15 protein-coding genes are annotated in these 13,744 nt (G+C 62.9%); 7 read left to right on the top strand and 8 right to left on the bottom strand.

Features of this window, described 5'->3' with window-relative positions; genetic code table 11:
- Positions 1-33: 33 nt before the first annotated feature.
- On the top strand, positions 34-1,311 hold the full coding sequence (locus ACSZPK_RS20665) for an acyltransferase family protein (RefSeq protein WP_437883413.1): 1,278 nt from the start codon (positions 34-36) through the stop codon (positions 1,309-1,311).
- Positions 1,312-1,332: 21 nt separating this feature from the next.
- Here ACSZPK_RS20665 and ACSZPK_RS20660 read toward each other — a convergent pair whose 3' ends face one another.
- Complete coding sequence (locus tag ACSZPK_RS20660; protein ID WP_437883412.1) at positions 1,333-1,746, bottom strand: helix-turn-helix domain-containing protein; 414 nt, start codon at positions 1,744-1,746, stop codon at positions 1,333-1,335.
- Positions 1,747-1,816: 70 nt separating this feature from the next.
- On the opposite strand from ACSZPK_RS20660, the gene ACSZPK_RS20655 reads away from it, so the two are divergent.
- Complete coding sequence (locus ACSZPK_RS20655; protein WP_437883411.1) at positions 1,817-2,650, top strand: class I SAM-dependent methyltransferase; 834 nt, start codon at positions 1,817-1,819, stop codon at positions 2,648-2,650.
- 1 nt (position 2,651) lies between these two features.
- Here the strand turns inward: ACSZPK_RS20655 and ACSZPK_RS20650 are convergent, their stop codons facing one another.
- The 5 genes from ACSZPK_RS20650 to ACSZPK_RS20630 all read right to left on the bottom strand — a co-directional run bounded on the left by ACSZPK_RS20650 (position 2,652) and on the right by ACSZPK_RS20630 (position 7,448).
- A complete protein-coding gene (locus ACSZPK_RS20650; protein ID WP_437883410.1) occupies positions 2,652-3,590 on the bottom strand; it encodes a ZIP family metal transporter in 939 nt (312 codons plus the stop codon).
- Positions 3,591-3,661: 71 nt separating this feature from the next.
- Positions 3,662-4,738 (bottom strand): polyamine ABC transporter substrate-binding protein, encoded by a 1,077-nt coding sequence (locus tag ACSZPK_RS20645; RefSeq protein ID WP_437883409.1) that lies wholly within the window; start codon positions 4,736-4,738, stop codon positions 3,662-3,664.
- A gap of 36 nt (positions 4,739-4,774) precedes the next feature.
- The gene (locus ACSZPK_RS20640) at positions 4,775-5,116 is read right to left on the bottom strand and encodes a cupin domain-containing protein (RefSeq protein WP_437883408.1); all 342 of its coding nucleotides are present in this window, start codon (positions 5,114-5,116) and stop codon (positions 4,775-4,777) included.
- 48 nt (positions 5,117-5,164) lie between these two features.
- Entirely contained in the window at positions 5,165-6,583 is a 1,419-nt protein-coding gene (locus tag ACSZPK_RS20635) for an NAD(P)/FAD-dependent oxidoreductase (protein WP_437883407.1), read from the bottom strand.
- Between the two features lie 37 nt (positions 6,584-6,620).
- Complete coding sequence (locus tag ACSZPK_RS20630; protein WP_437883406.1) at positions 6,621-7,448, bottom strand: helix-turn-helix domain-containing protein; 828 nt, start codon at positions 7,446-7,448, stop codon at positions 6,621-6,623.
- A 123-nt stretch (positions 7,449-7,571) separates the two neighbouring features.
- On the opposite strand from ACSZPK_RS20630, the gene ACSZPK_RS20625 reads away from it, so the two are divergent.
- From ACSZPK_RS20625 to ACSZPK_RS20615, 3 genes are all read left to right on the top strand, one after another.
- A complete protein-coding gene (locus ACSZPK_RS20625) occupies positions 7,572-7,793 on the top strand; it encodes a DUF2970 domain-containing protein (RefSeq protein ID WP_437883405.1) in 222 nt (73 codons plus the stop codon).
- A 376-nt stretch (positions 7,794-8,169) separates the two neighbouring features.
- On the top strand, positions 8,170-9,828 hold the full coding sequence (locus tag ACSZPK_RS20620; protein ID WP_437883404.1) for a nitrite/sulfite reductase: 1,659 nt from the start codon (positions 8,170-8,172) through the stop codon (positions 9,826-9,828).
- Positions 9,812-10,309 (top strand): DUF934 domain-containing protein, encoded by a 498-nt coding sequence (locus ACSZPK_RS20615; RefSeq protein WP_437883403.1) that lies wholly within the window; start codon positions 9,812-9,814, stop codon positions 10,307-10,309. The genes ACSZPK_RS20620 and ACSZPK_RS20615 overlap by 17 nt, the downstream gene beginning before the upstream one ends.
- Before the next feature lie 50 nt (positions 10,310-10,359).
- Here ACSZPK_RS20615 and ACSZPK_RS20610 read toward each other — a convergent pair whose 3' ends face one another.
- Positions 10,360-11,352 (bottom strand): YhdH/YhfP family quinone oxidoreductase, encoded by a 993-nt coding sequence (locus tag ACSZPK_RS20610; RefSeq protein WP_437883402.1) that lies wholly within the window; start codon positions 11,350-11,352, stop codon positions 10,360-10,362.
- An 11-nt stretch (positions 11,353-11,363) separates the two neighbouring features.
- The gene (gene sohB, locus ACSZPK_RS20605) at positions 11,364-12,434 is read right to left on the bottom strand and encodes a protease SohB (protein ID WP_437883401.1); all 1,071 of its coding nucleotides are present in this window, start codon (positions 12,432-12,434) and stop codon (positions 11,364-11,366) included.
- A gap of 120 nt (positions 12,435-12,554) precedes the next feature.
- Between sohB and ACSZPK_RS20600 the strand changes: the two genes are divergently transcribed.
- Both ACSZPK_RS20600 and ACSZPK_RS20595 read left to right on the top strand, forming a co-directional pair.
- A complete protein-coding gene (locus tag ACSZPK_RS20600; RefSeq protein ID WP_437883400.1) occupies positions 12,555-13,265 on the top strand; it encodes a histidine phosphatase family protein in 711 nt (236 codons plus the stop codon).
- A gap of 55 nt (positions 13,266-13,320) precedes the next feature.
- On the top strand, positions 13,321-13,635 hold the full coding sequence (locus ACSZPK_RS20595) for an SCP2 sterol-binding domain-containing protein (RefSeq protein ID WP_437883399.1): 315 nt from the start codon (positions 13,321-13,323) through the stop codon (positions 13,633-13,635).
- Positions 13,636-13,744: the final 109 nt, after the last annotated feature.

Here is a 13,744-nt window from a genome sequence, read left to right as displayed (position 1 = left end):
CCACTCAGGGTCTACTCGTGAGGAAACCGGACAATGACTACGGAGAAACAGCGTTTTATCGGCCTGGAATGGCTACGTTTTCTGATGGGACTCTATGTGGCCATCTACCACACGATCCATCTCTACTACCCCGCCAAGGGCGAAACGCCGCTGCTCGACGAACTCACCAGCATGGGCTTTTTCGCCACCAGCACCTTCTTCGTGCTCTCGGGCTTCCTGCTCGCCCACGTTTACCTGAACAACGGCGAAATGCGCGAACCGGCACGCAGCTTCTGGCTCAAACGCTTCGCCAATCTCTACCCGATCCATATCTTCGCCCTGTTGCTTGCCCTCGGGATGGTCGTGCTCCTGCAATGGATGGGCGACAGCGAAGCCAGCGCACGCTTCGTCATCATCGACACCAACGAACTGATCGCCCGTGAGCAGCCGGAACTGTTCCATCACTGGATGAGCAACGGCGAGATGGCGCTGAACCTGTTTCTGCAGTTCACCATGCTGCAGGCCTGGAACCCTTACTACCTGACTTTCAACGCGCCATTGTGGTCGATTTCCGCGCTGTTCTTCTTCTACCTCACCTTCCCACTGCTGGCGCCGCGCCTGATGCGCGTTCGCCATCCACTGTGGGCATTGCTGCTAACCGGCCTGCTGTATCTGATCCCGCCGCTGCTGGTGATTCTCCACCAGGACTACGGCGCGCCCTATACCGGCATCATCCAGCGCCTGCCGCTGGTGCGCCTGCCCGAGTTCGTCGCCGGTATCCTGCTCTACGCCATCTTCAGTCGCCAGCAGGCCGCCGGGAAATTGCCCGGCACGGGCCAGCGCTGGCTGCTGGCATTGTTCAGCGCCAGCAGTTTCGCGCTAGGCGCCTCGCTTTTCGTGCATGGCGCGAAATACTGGTACTACCTGCTGCACAACGGCCTGCTGCTGCCGGCAGAACTGGTTCTGGTGTACCTCGCCGCCCTCGCCCGCGATCCCAACTCGGCCTGGCTACGCCACTGGTCGCCGCGCCTGGGGGCCGCGTCGCTATCGATCTTCGCCCTGCATGTACCGATTTCGTCGCTGTTCCGTACCCTGGAGAAGTTGCTTGTGGCGCACCTGCCAAGCTGCCCGGACGACCTGGCGACCTGCCGGGCCGCCGCGGAAAGCGCCGGCAACAGCCTGACCGGCTATGTCATTTTCCTGGCCATGCTGGTCGCGATCAGCGTGGTGTTCCAGGAGCGCATGGTGGTGCCCGTACGGCGCAGGTTGATCAAGACCCTGCAACCGCTGGTCGTGCGTGAACGTAACCATGAGCCGGTTCGCCAGATGTGATGAAGGCCCAATGCCTGTCGCTCACGACCGCGCCGGGGCCTTGAGTTTTCTACCAGCGGCCAAGCCAAGCAGCCGGAGGAAGGTCGGGCATTGCATGTGATCCGCCGCCGAACAGGCCGCCGCATGGCGCAGTCCGTCGCGCATCCGGGTCAGGGTCGCGATCCTGCGGTCCAGCTCGTCGGCCTTGTCGCGTAGCGCGTGGCGATCGATGTGCGGCTGGCCATCCGGGGCAAACATACCGGCGATCTCGTCCAGGGAAAACCCGGCGGCTCGACCTAGCCCGACCAGCGCCAGGCGCTCAAGGACCTCAGTAGCGAACAGGCGACGCAGGCCAGCCCGGCCCACCGAGGCGATCAAGCCCTTCTCCTCGTAGAAGCGCAAGGTTGCGGCGCTCAACCCGGAGCGCCTGGCCACCTCTCCAATATCCAGCGTCATCGCCTCTTGACCTCAAGTCGACTTGAAGTTGCACAGTGTAGCGAGTGCAACCTGCCATGAGAAAAACACCATGCATGATCAGCAACAGCGTGATCTCTGGAATGGCCCGAGCGGACTCGCCTGGGTCGAGCAACAGGAACTGCTCGACGCCATGTTCGAACCATTCGAGAGCGTGCTGGCCGAGGTAGCCGGCAGACACCCCCGCCAGCATGTACTGGATGTGGGGTGCGGCACCGGCAGCACGACCCTGGCCATCGCCCGACGGCTCGGGCCGCCTGCGCGATGCAGCGGCATCGATCTCTCAGCGCCGATGATCGCCAGGGCCCGGCAACGGGCCGGGCGGGCGTCGCGAATTTCGTTCATCCGCGCCGATGCCCAGCGCCATGCATTCCCGGTCGCGGATATCGACCTGTTCGTGTCGCGCTTCGGCGTGATGTTCTTCGACGACCCGCGACAGGCCTTCGCCAACCTGCGAGATGCCGCCAGCGACAGCGCCGGGCTGTGCTTCATTGTCTGGCGCAGCGCGGCACACAACCCATTCATGACCGTCGCCGAGCAAGCTGTCGCGGCGCTGCTGCCGACACGACCTGCGCGCGCCGCCGACGCGCCAGGCCAGTTCGCCCTGGCCGAAGCCGGGCGGGTGGAACGATTGCTCCTCGACAGCGGTTGGACAGACATCGCCATTCGCCCACTGGACATTGGCTGCCGTTTTCCCGTGGCACAGTTGCCTGCCTACATCGGCAACCTTGGCCCCGTGGGGCTGGCGCTACGCAGCCTGGACGAGGAAAGTCGCAAGCCGATCATCGAAACCGCCAGGCGCGCGTTCGAGCCGTTCATCCAGATCGACGACGTTCGCTTCAATGCCGCCTGCTGGCTGATCGAGGCCCACGCTGCGTCGCAGTGACTCAGCCGAGGGCGGTGTCGAGGAACATCATCACCGCGAAACCGCCCATCAGGCCCAGGGTGGCTGCCGTCTGGTGGCCATTGCGGTGGGTCTCCGGGATGATCTCGTGGGACACCACGAACAGCATTGCCCCCGCCGCCAGCCCCAGGCTCACCGGATAGGCCAGCGCGTAGCCGCTGGAGATACCCAGGCCAACCAACGCCCCAAGCGGCTCCATCAGGCCGCTGGCGAGGGCGATCAGCGCCGCCTTGAGCGGCGACAGGCCGGTGGTGCGCAGGGCCAGGGCAACCGCCAGGCCCTCGGGAATGTCCTGGATCGAAATCGCGCTGGCCAGCGGAATGCCGACATTCAGGTCGCCCCCCGCAAAGCCGACGCCAATCGCCATGCCCTCGGGCAAGTTGTGCAGGGTGATGGCGAAGACGAACAGCCAGACCCGGCTGATCCGCTCGCTGTCGGGGCCGCACGGGCCGGTGCTCTCGTGCTCGTGCGGAGTGAAGCGATCGAGGCCGAGCATCAGCAAGGCGCCCAGCCCGAGGCCGATCACCACGGTGGCGGCCGCCACGTAGTTGTTGCCAGTGATGCCCTTGGCCGCGTCCAGGCCCGGCAGGATCAGGGAAAACGAGCTGGCGGCGAGCATCATGCCAGCCGCGAAGCCGAGCATGATGTCCTGGGTACGCTGGGCGATATCGCGCAGCACGATGGCCAGCAGCGCGCCAAATGCAGTCGCGGCGAAGCCGGCACCACCGCCGTACAGGGCATAGCGCAGGCGCTCGGTATTCTGTGCGTCGAACGCGTTGACCAGGCTGCCGGCCAGCAGGCACAGGACGACAAGCAACGACAGGGCAAAGCCTGTCGTCACCCAGGGTGAAGCGTGGGCCTGGGCCAGCCAGGCGGCACGCAGGTTGGTTGCGGTGGAACTGTGCGACATGCTGCCTCCCAATCAACGGATGGCCCGACTATCACCGCACTTACCGCAAGAGACAAGCGGACAACCTCAATCGCCCTGATAGCTCAGATGCCGCTCTTGACCTTGTTCCACACGCGGGTGCGGATGCGATCGATGTTCAACGGCATGGCCTGCAAGGCATAGAGCTTGTCCATCACGTTTTCCGGCGGGTAGACCGCTGGATCGGCCTTCAATTCTGCCTCGACCAGTCCATCGGCCTTGGCATTGCCGTTGGCGTAGCGCACCGAATTGCTGATACCTGCCATGACCTTGGGCTCCAGCAGGTAATTGAGGAAGGCATAGCCGGCAGCCTCGTCCGGCGCGTCCGCCGGCATTGCCGCCATATCGAACCACAACGGTGCGCCCTCCTTCGGAATCACGTATTGCACCTTGACTCCATTGCCGGCCTCCTTGGCGCGGTTGGCTGCCTGCATGATGTCGCCGGAAAAGCCGACCGCCATGCAGACATCGCCATTGGCCAGGTCGGTGACGTACTTGGAGCTGTGGAAGTAAGTGACGTTCTTGCGCATCTCCAGCAACAGCGCCTCGGCCTTCTGGTAATCCGCCGGGTTCTGGCTGTGATGGGGCAAGCCCAGGTAATGCAGGGCGATGGGCAGCAACTCAGGGCCGTTGTCGAGCACCGCGACGCCGCATTGCTTCAGCTTGCTCAGGGTTTGCGGCTTGAACAGCACGTCCCAGCTGTCCAGCTCGACGCCTTCGCCCAGGACTGCCTTGACCTTGTCGAGGTTGTAGGCGATCCCGGTGGTGCCCCACAGGTAAGGAAAGCCATGCTGGTTGCCCGGGTCATTGGCCTCCAGCGCCTTCATCAGCACCGGGTTGAGGTTGTTCCAGTTGGGCAGCTTGCTGCGGTCGAGCTTCTTCAGCGCGTTGCCCTGGATCTGCCGGGCCATGAAATGGTTGGAAGGCACCACCACGTCATAGCCGGAATGCCCGGCCATGAGCTTGGCATCGAGGGTTTCATTGCTGTCGTAGACATCGTACTGCGTGGCGTAGCCGGTGGCGGCCTGGAAGTTCTTTAGCGTATCCGGCGCGATGTAGTCGCCCCAGTTATAGATGTGCACGGTTTCCGCGGCTTGAGCGACAGATGCCAGCAGCATCAGCGGGAGAAGCTTCTTCAGCATGTTCACCTCGATGTTCTTGGGTTTTCAGGTGGCAGTTCAGAAAATCAGTACGTAGGTCTTGCGGACCGTTTCTTGTATGTCCCAGATGCCCGTGGTGTTGGCAGGCATCATCAAGGCGTCGCCGGCGCGGATCTCGATGGGCTCGCCGCCGTCCGGAGTGAAGGTGCAGCGCCCAGCGATGAAATGGCAGAACTCCTGCTGGACAATCTGCCGTCGCCAGCGGCCGGGCGTGCACTCCCAGACGCCCGCCTCGACGCCATCGTCGCGCTCGACACTGGTAGTCGAGGTCACGGCGACCGGCTCGCCCAGGGGCACGCCCACCGGATTGGACTCATCCAGGACCAGCGCATCGGTTTTCTTGAAATGGGTGATGTTCATTGCAGGCTCTCGTTCAGGCACAAGGGATATGGGTTATCGGGCCAGGGCTCAACCGACCTTCCAGGTCATCAGCCGCTCCATGGTCCCTGCCACCTTGGCAGCAAGGCGCCGGCGCCAGGGCGCACTGCGTGGGTTGGCCAGCACTTCGTCCTCATGAACGAAGCTGCGGATGATCGCGTTATAGCCCAGCCAACGGCAGGGCTCGGGCTCCCAGCCACGCAGTCGTTCGATGGCGCTGTCGGTTTGCACCCAGGGTTGCCGGGTCAGTTCGTTGTCATGGCCGAGAATCAGCGCCGCCAAGGTTCGTCCACCCAGGTTGCTGGCGCCGACCCCCTCGCCGCCGTACCCGCCGGACAGGGCCACCCGGTTGCGCGCGTCACGCAGCATGTGTGGCTGGAAGCGCCGTGCCATGCCCAGGTTACCGCCCCAGGCGTGAGTCAGGCGGACATTGCGCAACTGCGGAAACAGCTCGCCCATCAGGTAGCGCCGCAGGCCGCGCTCGGCCTCGGTGAGGTTGAAGTCGTTGCGCAGCCGGCCACCGAAGCGATAGCCGCCACGGGCGCCGAAGATCAAGCGATCGTCCGCCGTGCGCTGGCCATAGGTGACCTGGCGGCTGTTCTCGCTGAAGGCCTGGCCGCGTTCCAGGCCAATGCCGGCCCACTGCTGCGCCGACAGCGGCTCGGTGGCGACCAGCAGGCTCTGCACCGGCAATTGATAGCGTCCCAGCGGCGGCAGCTCGGCCGCATAGCCTTCGACGGCCGGCACCACCCAATCGGCCCGCACACTGGCCTGTGCGGTACGGACCAGCCCAGGCTGCCAGTCGGTCACCGGGCTGCGCTCGTGAATGACCACCCCCAGCGCCTCCAGCGTACGCGCCAGCCCTCGCGCCAGGCGCGCGGGCTGGATCGTCGCGCAATGCGGACTGTACAGGGCGCCATAGGCGTTCGCGATACGCAGTTGCTCACTCAACTCGACGGGCGTGAGCCAACGGTAATCCTCTTCCCCCAGCCCCAGGTGACGCAACTCCTGCAGGTGCTCGCGCAAGCGGGTCAACTGTTCGGGATAGCGCGCCGCGCTGTAGATCACGCCGCCCTTGCGCAGGTCGCAGGCGATGCCTTCGCGCGCGGTCACCGCCGCGACTTCATCGGGGATGCCATGGAGCAAATCGAAAGCCGCCTTGCGGGCACTGGCGGGCAAGGATGCGAGCATGCGGTCTTCGCCCAGCAAGTTACCCATCAACCAGCCGCCGTTGCGCCCTGAAGCACCGAAGCCAGCGGTCTGGGCTTCAAGGATGACGATGTGCAGGTGCGGCGCCTGGCGCTTGAGGTAATAGGCCGTCCACATCCCGGTGTAGCCGGCGCCGATGATCGCCACATCGGCCTGTATGTCTTGCTCCAGAGCGGCCCGTGGCAACAGCGGCTCGTCGAGTTGGTCCATCCATAGACTGATCGTGCGCCAATCGCTCATCTGCAAACCTCATGAAACGGGAATGCAGAGAGACTAGTCAGTCGCCCATTGCTTTGTCTTGCGTGCGGGTACGCGTGGAAATTTGCTTCAGATAGGCCTTCGGCGACATTCCCACCTGGCGTCGAAAGCAGTTGTAGAAAGCCGACAGCGAATTGAAGCCGGCCTCGAAAGCCATCTCATCCATCCGCCGCAAATCGCTCCCCGCCTCCAGCCGAGCCAGCAGATGCTGCAGGCGCGCCTGGTTGACGTAGCGGTAGAAACTCAGGCCCAGCACCTGATTGAGCAGGTAGGACATCTGGTTGCGCCGATAGCCGGTGGCATCGGCCACCTGCTGCAAATCCAGGTCCGGATCGAGAAAAGGCCGGTGCTGGCTGAAGTACTCCTGAAGATCCCGCGCCATGAAACTCAACTGGGTCGCCGACAGCCCCAGCTTGCTGACCGCCTGGCGTTCGTCCGAGGAGGCTTCTCGACCACTTTCACGTACCAGCGAGGCGTATTCGTTGATCCGCCAGATCAGGCCATCACGAACGGTGATCGCCTCACTGGTATGGAAGGACACCAGTCCCGCGCCGCCATGCAAGGTGGTGCCGTATTGAATGAAGGCGGTATGGCCATCGACGCGAATCCGGTCGATATGCTCCAGCGCCTCGTCAGGCCGCCTGGGCATGGTGCTCTGCACATAGCCCCGCAGTTCGTGCAGCCCCATGCGCCGGTTGAGAAAAAAGTCGTTGTACTCGACATCCGGGTGATAAAGCGCCAGCACCGCGTCGAGGTCACGGTGCTTCCAACTCAGGTGATAACGCAGCACCACTTCACGGGTCAGCGCGGTCTGCTGCGGACCATCCGGCAATTCGATATCGGGCATCGCGGGCTCGGCTCAACGGAACCCGCAGAGCTTGCCCCACTCCCCGATGCCCCGCAACGGGACAGGCGAGCTAAGCTGAACGTTGCAGCGACGTGGCTCGCGACGAAACGGGAGCGACCCCTAATGGATAATGATGACAAAGACCCACCACTGACCTTCAGGCAGATACTGTACAGCGTGCTGGCGGCGGCATTCGGCGTGCAGAGCGGCAAGAACCGCCAACGCGATTTCAGTCGCGGCAAACCCTCGCACTTCATCGCGATCGGCATACTGTCCACCCTGGTCTTCGCAGCCCTGTTGTTCGGCGTGGTCGAACTGGTGCTTCATCTGGCGGCTGTGGGCTAGATAGAGCAGCCTCGAGGATCAGAGCCAGGCTATTGGTGACTGACCCAGAACACCGCGGCTACAACGACCAGGACGATCAGGGCAAAAATCGCCCAGGCGTCGACCACGCTGTCATTACGACGATCGGACATGGCAAGGCCCTTCCTCTCTTGTGGCGATTGCTTCAGAGTTAAGTCCAACGCCGCATCACCGGCAAGGTTGCAGCCAGCCGGCAGCCGACCAATAGCACCAAAAGTTTGACGCTTATATTCAAACTTCACTTTTGCGCATAACACTTAACTGGTATCTTCCGTCGGCTCCGCGAGGAGTGCGCAGCCGTGCGCCCAGAAACAGCCCCAGCTGTCGATGAAGCAGTAGCCTGAACCGCAGGATAGATATGTACGTTTACGATCAACACGACCAACATATCGTGGAGCAGCGCGTCAAGCAGTTCCGCGATCAGACTCGCCGTTATCTGTCTGGCGAACTCTCCGGTGAGGAGTTCCGCCCCCTCCGCTTGCAGAATGGCCTGTACATCCAGCGCTTCGCGCCCATGCTACGGGTTGCCGTTCCCTACGGCCTGCTCTCGTCCAGACAAGTGCGCATGCTGGCCAAGATCGCCCGCGACTACGACAAGGGCTATGCCCACATCAGTACCCGTCAGAACGTGCAGTACAACTGGCCCGACCTGGAAGACGTCCCGGACATCCTCGCTGACCTGGCCACCGTGCAGATGCACGCGATCCAGACCAGTGGCAACTGCATCCGCAACACCACCACCGATCAGTTCGCGGGTGTCGCCAAGGACGAACTCATCGACCCACGCCCATGGTGCGAGATCATCCGCCAGTGGTCGACCTTCCACCCCGAGTTCGCCCACCTGCCGCGCAAGTTCAAGATCGCCGTCAACGGTGCCGCGAGTGACCGTGCCGCCATCGAAGTGCATGACGTCGGCCTGGAAGCGGTGAAGAACGAGGCTGGCGAACTGGGCTTTCGCGTGTCCGTGGGCGGCGGCCTGGGCCGCACGCCGATCGTCGGCAGCTTCATCAACGAATTCCTGCCGTGGAAACACCTGCTCAGCTATCTCGATGCCATCCTGCGTGTCTATAACCGCTATGGTCGTCGCGACAACAAGTACAAGGCCCGGATCAAGATTCTGGTCAAGGCGCTGACCCCGGAAGTCTTCGCCGAACGCGTGCATGCCGAGTGGGAGCACCTGAAGGACGGCCCCACCACCCTGACCCAGGAAGAAGTCGCCCGCGTCGCCAAACACTTCGTCGATCCAGCCTACCTGGCGCTTGCCGACCAGGATGCCGAGCTGGTGGCCCTGGATGCCGAGCACCCGGGCTTCGCCCGCTGGCGCCAGCGCAACACCTTCGCCCACAAGAAGCCTGGCTATGTCGCCGTGACCCTGTCGCTCAAGCCCACCGGCGTAGCACCGGGCGACGTCACCGACAAACAGCTCGATGCCATCGCCGACCTGGCGGATCGCTACAGCTTCGGTGAACTGCGCAACAGCCATAACCAGAACATCATCCTGGCCGACGTCGAGCAGCAGAAACTGTTCACCCTCTGGGGCGAGTTGCGCGAGCTGGGCTTCGCCATGCCCAATGTAGGCCTGCTGACCGACATCATCTGCTGCCCCGGCGGTGACTTCTGTTCCCTGGCCAACGCCAAGTCGATCCCGATCGCCGAGGCCATCCAGCGCCGCTTCGACGACCTCGACTACCTGTTCGACATCGGCGACCTGGACCTGAACATCTCCGGCTGCATGAACGCCTGTGGGCACCACCATGTGGGCCACATCGGCATCCTCGGCGTGGACAAGAAAGGCCAGGAGTTCTACCAGGTATCCCTCGGCGGCAGCGCCGGTCGTGACGCCAGCCTGGCGCAGATCCTCGGCCCCTCCTTCGCCCAGGAGCAGATGGCCGACGTGGTCGACAAGCTGATCAAGGTCTACGTCGAACAACGCACCGAAGACGAAAACTTCCTCGACACCTACCGTCGCATTGGCATCGACCCATTCAAGGAGCGCGTCTATGCAAAGGATCATTAAGAACGGCGAGGTCATCGACGAGAGTTGGCACCTGCTGCCCAAGGACGCCACGCTCGACGATGTCTCCAACAGTGACGACGTCATCGTGCCGCTGGCCCTGTGGCGTGAGCACGGCCATGCCCTGAAGGCCCGCGACGGTGGCCTGGGCGTGTGGCTGGACGCCGAGGAGGAAATCGAGGAAATCGCCGATCAACTGGAAAACTTCCAGGTCATCGCCCTCAATTTCCCGGCGTTCACCGATGGTCGCCATTCCTCCAGCGCCTACTTGCTGCGTGAGCGCTACAAGTACAAGGGTGAAGTGCGCGCCATCGGCGACGTCCTGCGTGACCAGCTGTTCGCCCTCAAGCGCTGCGGCTTCGACGCCTTCGCCCTGCGCGAAGACAAGGACCCGTACGACGCCCTGAAGGCCTTCGAGGACTTCTCCGAGGTCTACCAGGGCTCCAGCGACCAGCCGCTGCCGTTGTTCCGCCGCCGCGGCTGATCCTCACGCGGGCAAGCCCTGCTTGCCCGCGTCTTGATCGCATACGTCTCTCAAGCAAGATCGACCAGCACCCGCCCGACCAGCCTGCCCGCCAGGATTCTCTCGATCACCTCGGGTAACTGCTCCAGGCCAACTTCGTGCGCCAGGGCCTCCAGCTCGTCGAGCTTCCATTGCAGGGACAGCTTGTCCCACATCGACGCCTTGACCACCAGTGGCAACTCCACCGAGTCGACGCCCAGCAGATTCACGCCACGCAGGATGAATGGCAGCACGTTGGCCTGGAACGCTACACCTGCGGTCAAGCCACAGCAGGCGACACTCGCGCCATAGCGCAGTGACTTGATCACGCTGAACAGGATGTCGCCACCGACCGTATCCACCGCCCCCGCCCAACGTTCCTTGAGCACGGGCTTCTCTGCCGAGCCCAGCAAATCCCCACGGGGAACGATCTGCTGGGCGCCGAGCTGGCGCAGGAACGTTTCCTGGTCGGCCTTGCCGGTGGACGCGGCGACCGTGTAACCCAAGCGGGAAAGCAACGCGACTGCGATACTGCCGACCCCACCCGTCGCGCCAGTGACCAGTACCGGCCCCGCTTCGGGAGCCAAGCCGCCGACCTGCTCGAGCTTTTCCACGCACAATGCGGCAGTCAGGCCGGCAGTGCCTAGCAGCATCGACTCACGCAGCGACAACCCGGCTGGCCGCTTGATCAACCAGGCTGACGGCACACGGATGTACTGGCCGAAGCCGCCCGGCGTATTCATGCCCAGGTCGTAGCCGGTGACGATCACCTCGTCGCCGACGACGAACTCGGGCACCGAGGACGACTCCACCACACCTGCCGCATCGATACCTGGCGTGTGCGGGTAGGTTCGGGTCACGCCGCGGTTGCCATGGGCCGACAAGGCATCCTTGTAGTTGAGTGAGGAGTAACGCACCCGAACCAGCACCTCACCGACTGGCAGTTCGCTGTGATCGCGCTCAACCACCCGAGAAACGAACGTGCCATTCTCTTCGCTGACCAGCAGGGCCTTGAACCGGGACATGAAAACCTCCTTTACCAGAATCGTTGCTGATTGAGCCGATTCCACCAGCGCAACAACACACCGTCGAGAGTAACGCTGGCAGCCAGGCCGAAGCGTTCGGGCAGGCTCTTCTTCTCAGCGTAATGCAAATGATAGAGATCGGCCTCGCGGGCACGCTCGGCCAGGTATTCGTCACTGGTCCTGATATCGTCGACCAGTTGTTTGCCCAGGGCTGCGGTGCCCAGCCAGACCTCGCCGGTGGCGACCTCGTCGATGGCCAGTTGCGGGCGGTAGCGGGCGACGAAGTTCTTGAACAGCTCGTGAGTGATCTCCAGGTCCTCCTGGAACTTCTCCCGCCCCTTCTCGGTGTTCTCACCGAACACGGTCAAGGTGCGCTTGTATTCGCCGGCCGTCAGCACTTCGAAGTCGATATCATGCTTCTTCAGCAAGCGGTGCATGTTCGGCAACTGCGCGACCACGCCGATGGAGCCTAGGATGGCGAAAGGCGCCGCCAGGACCTTCTCGCCGATGCAGGCCATCATGTAGCCGCCGCTGGCGGCGACCTTGTCGACACACACGGTGAGCGGCACGCCAGCCTGGCGAATACGTGCCAACTGGGAGGCGGCCAGGCCATAGCCATGCACCATGCCGCCGCCGCTTTCGAGACGCAGGACCACTTCATCCTGGGCAGTGGCAAGGGTCAGCAGCGCCGTTATCTCATGGCGCAGGTTATCGGTTGCCGAAGCCTTGATGTCGCCATCGAAATCCAGCACGAATACCCGTGGACGCAATGCCCCGCCTTTCTTTTCCTGTTTTTCCGCCTTGGCCTCGGCCTTGCGCTGTAGCTTCAATTGCGCCTTGTCCAGCAAGGCATGCTCGAGCCGCTCGCGCAGCGCCTTGTAGAAATCATTCAGCTTGTTGACCTGCAACTGGCCGCCAGCCTTGCCCCGCCCTTTGCTGCGCAGCGCCGCGATCGTGACGAGAACCACGACGATGGCGATGACCACGGTCAGGGTGCGTAGCAAGAAATCCGCGTAACTCACCAGAAAATCCACAGCATCTCCTTGTTCATGCGTTGTTGTCGCAAGCGAGGCATGCAGCATAGCGCGACGGGCCAGTCGGCTGGCCCAAGACAATTCAAACAAGCGTATGTTTTTTCGTTGACAGTGGCCGTGCCTGCTCCTAACCTCGCCAGACTTTCACTCCCGGGATCGATGGCGAACGTGGGCAGTATCTACCTGATCCGACACGGCCAGGCCTCATTCGGCGCCGACGACTACGACGTGCTATCCACGACCGGAATCCGCCAGGCCGAAGTTCTCGGCGACCATCTGGGCCAGTTGGGCATCCGCTTCGCCCGCTGCATCAGTGGCGACCTGCGCCGCCAGCGGCACACCGCGAACGCGACCTTGCAGCGCTGCGCGGCTGCGGGCCTGGCCGTCCCTGAGATCGAGATCGATAGCGGCTTCAACGAATTCGACGCAGAACACGTGGTTCGTGCCCTGCTCCCCGGCATGCTGGAGCGTGAGCCCGATGCGCTGGAAATCCTGAGAAACCCGAAACAGCATCACCGCGAATTCCAGCGCCTCTTCGCTGCGATCCTGCAACGCTGGGTGGAAGGTCATCACGACGTAGCGGGCCAGCAGACCTGGCTGGGCTTTCTTGACGGTGTCGGGCAAGCCCTGGAACGCCTTCTGGAACGTGCCCAGCCTGGCCAGGACATCGCCGTCTTCACCTCCGGCGGCACGATTACCGCGGCCCTTCACCTGCTCACCGGCATCCCGGTGGCAAAGGCTTTCGAACTCAACTGGCAGATCGTCAATACTTCGGTCAGCCGCCTGCAGTTGCGCGACCGCGCACTGACCCTGGCTTGCTTCAACAGTCGCATCCACCTGGAACTGTTGAAGACACCGGAACTCATTACTTATCGATGAGCGCCGGCCTATCGCGCCCGCAAGGTCGCAGCCCCTAGATAAAAAGGAAACAACCATGAGCTCCGTTGCCGATATCGTCCAATCCATGAAAGCCAAGTTCAACGCCAGTGCGGCCGCCGGCCTGGACCTGGTGTTCCAGTTCAACATCGAAGACGGCGAGAATCACTACCTGGTGGTCAAGGACGGCACCTGTGACGTGCAAAAGGGCGATAGCCCGGACGCCAGCGTTACCCTGATCATGGACAGCGCGACCCTGAAAGGCATCACCACCGGTGAAACCGACGGCATGCAAGCCTTCATGGGCGGCAAGCTGCGTGCCGAAGGCGACATGATGCTGGCCCTGAAGCTGACCGAACTGTTTCCGGTCTGATCCCGCACGAAAGTAGAACCGGAGCCCAGGCCCCGGTTCTGCTTTAAGCCCTTCGCGCACGACGCCATGCAATCAGCACGCATCAAAAACGCTGATCATCCGCCAACAC

Origin of the sequence: Pseudomonas sp. LRF_L74, from assembly GCF_965644255.1 — a bacterium.
Taxonomy (GTDB): Bacteria; Pseudomonadota; Gammaproteobacteria; order Pseudomonadales; family Pseudomonadaceae; genus Aquipseudomonas.
This window is presented reverse-complemented; position numbering and strand designations above follow the sequence as displayed.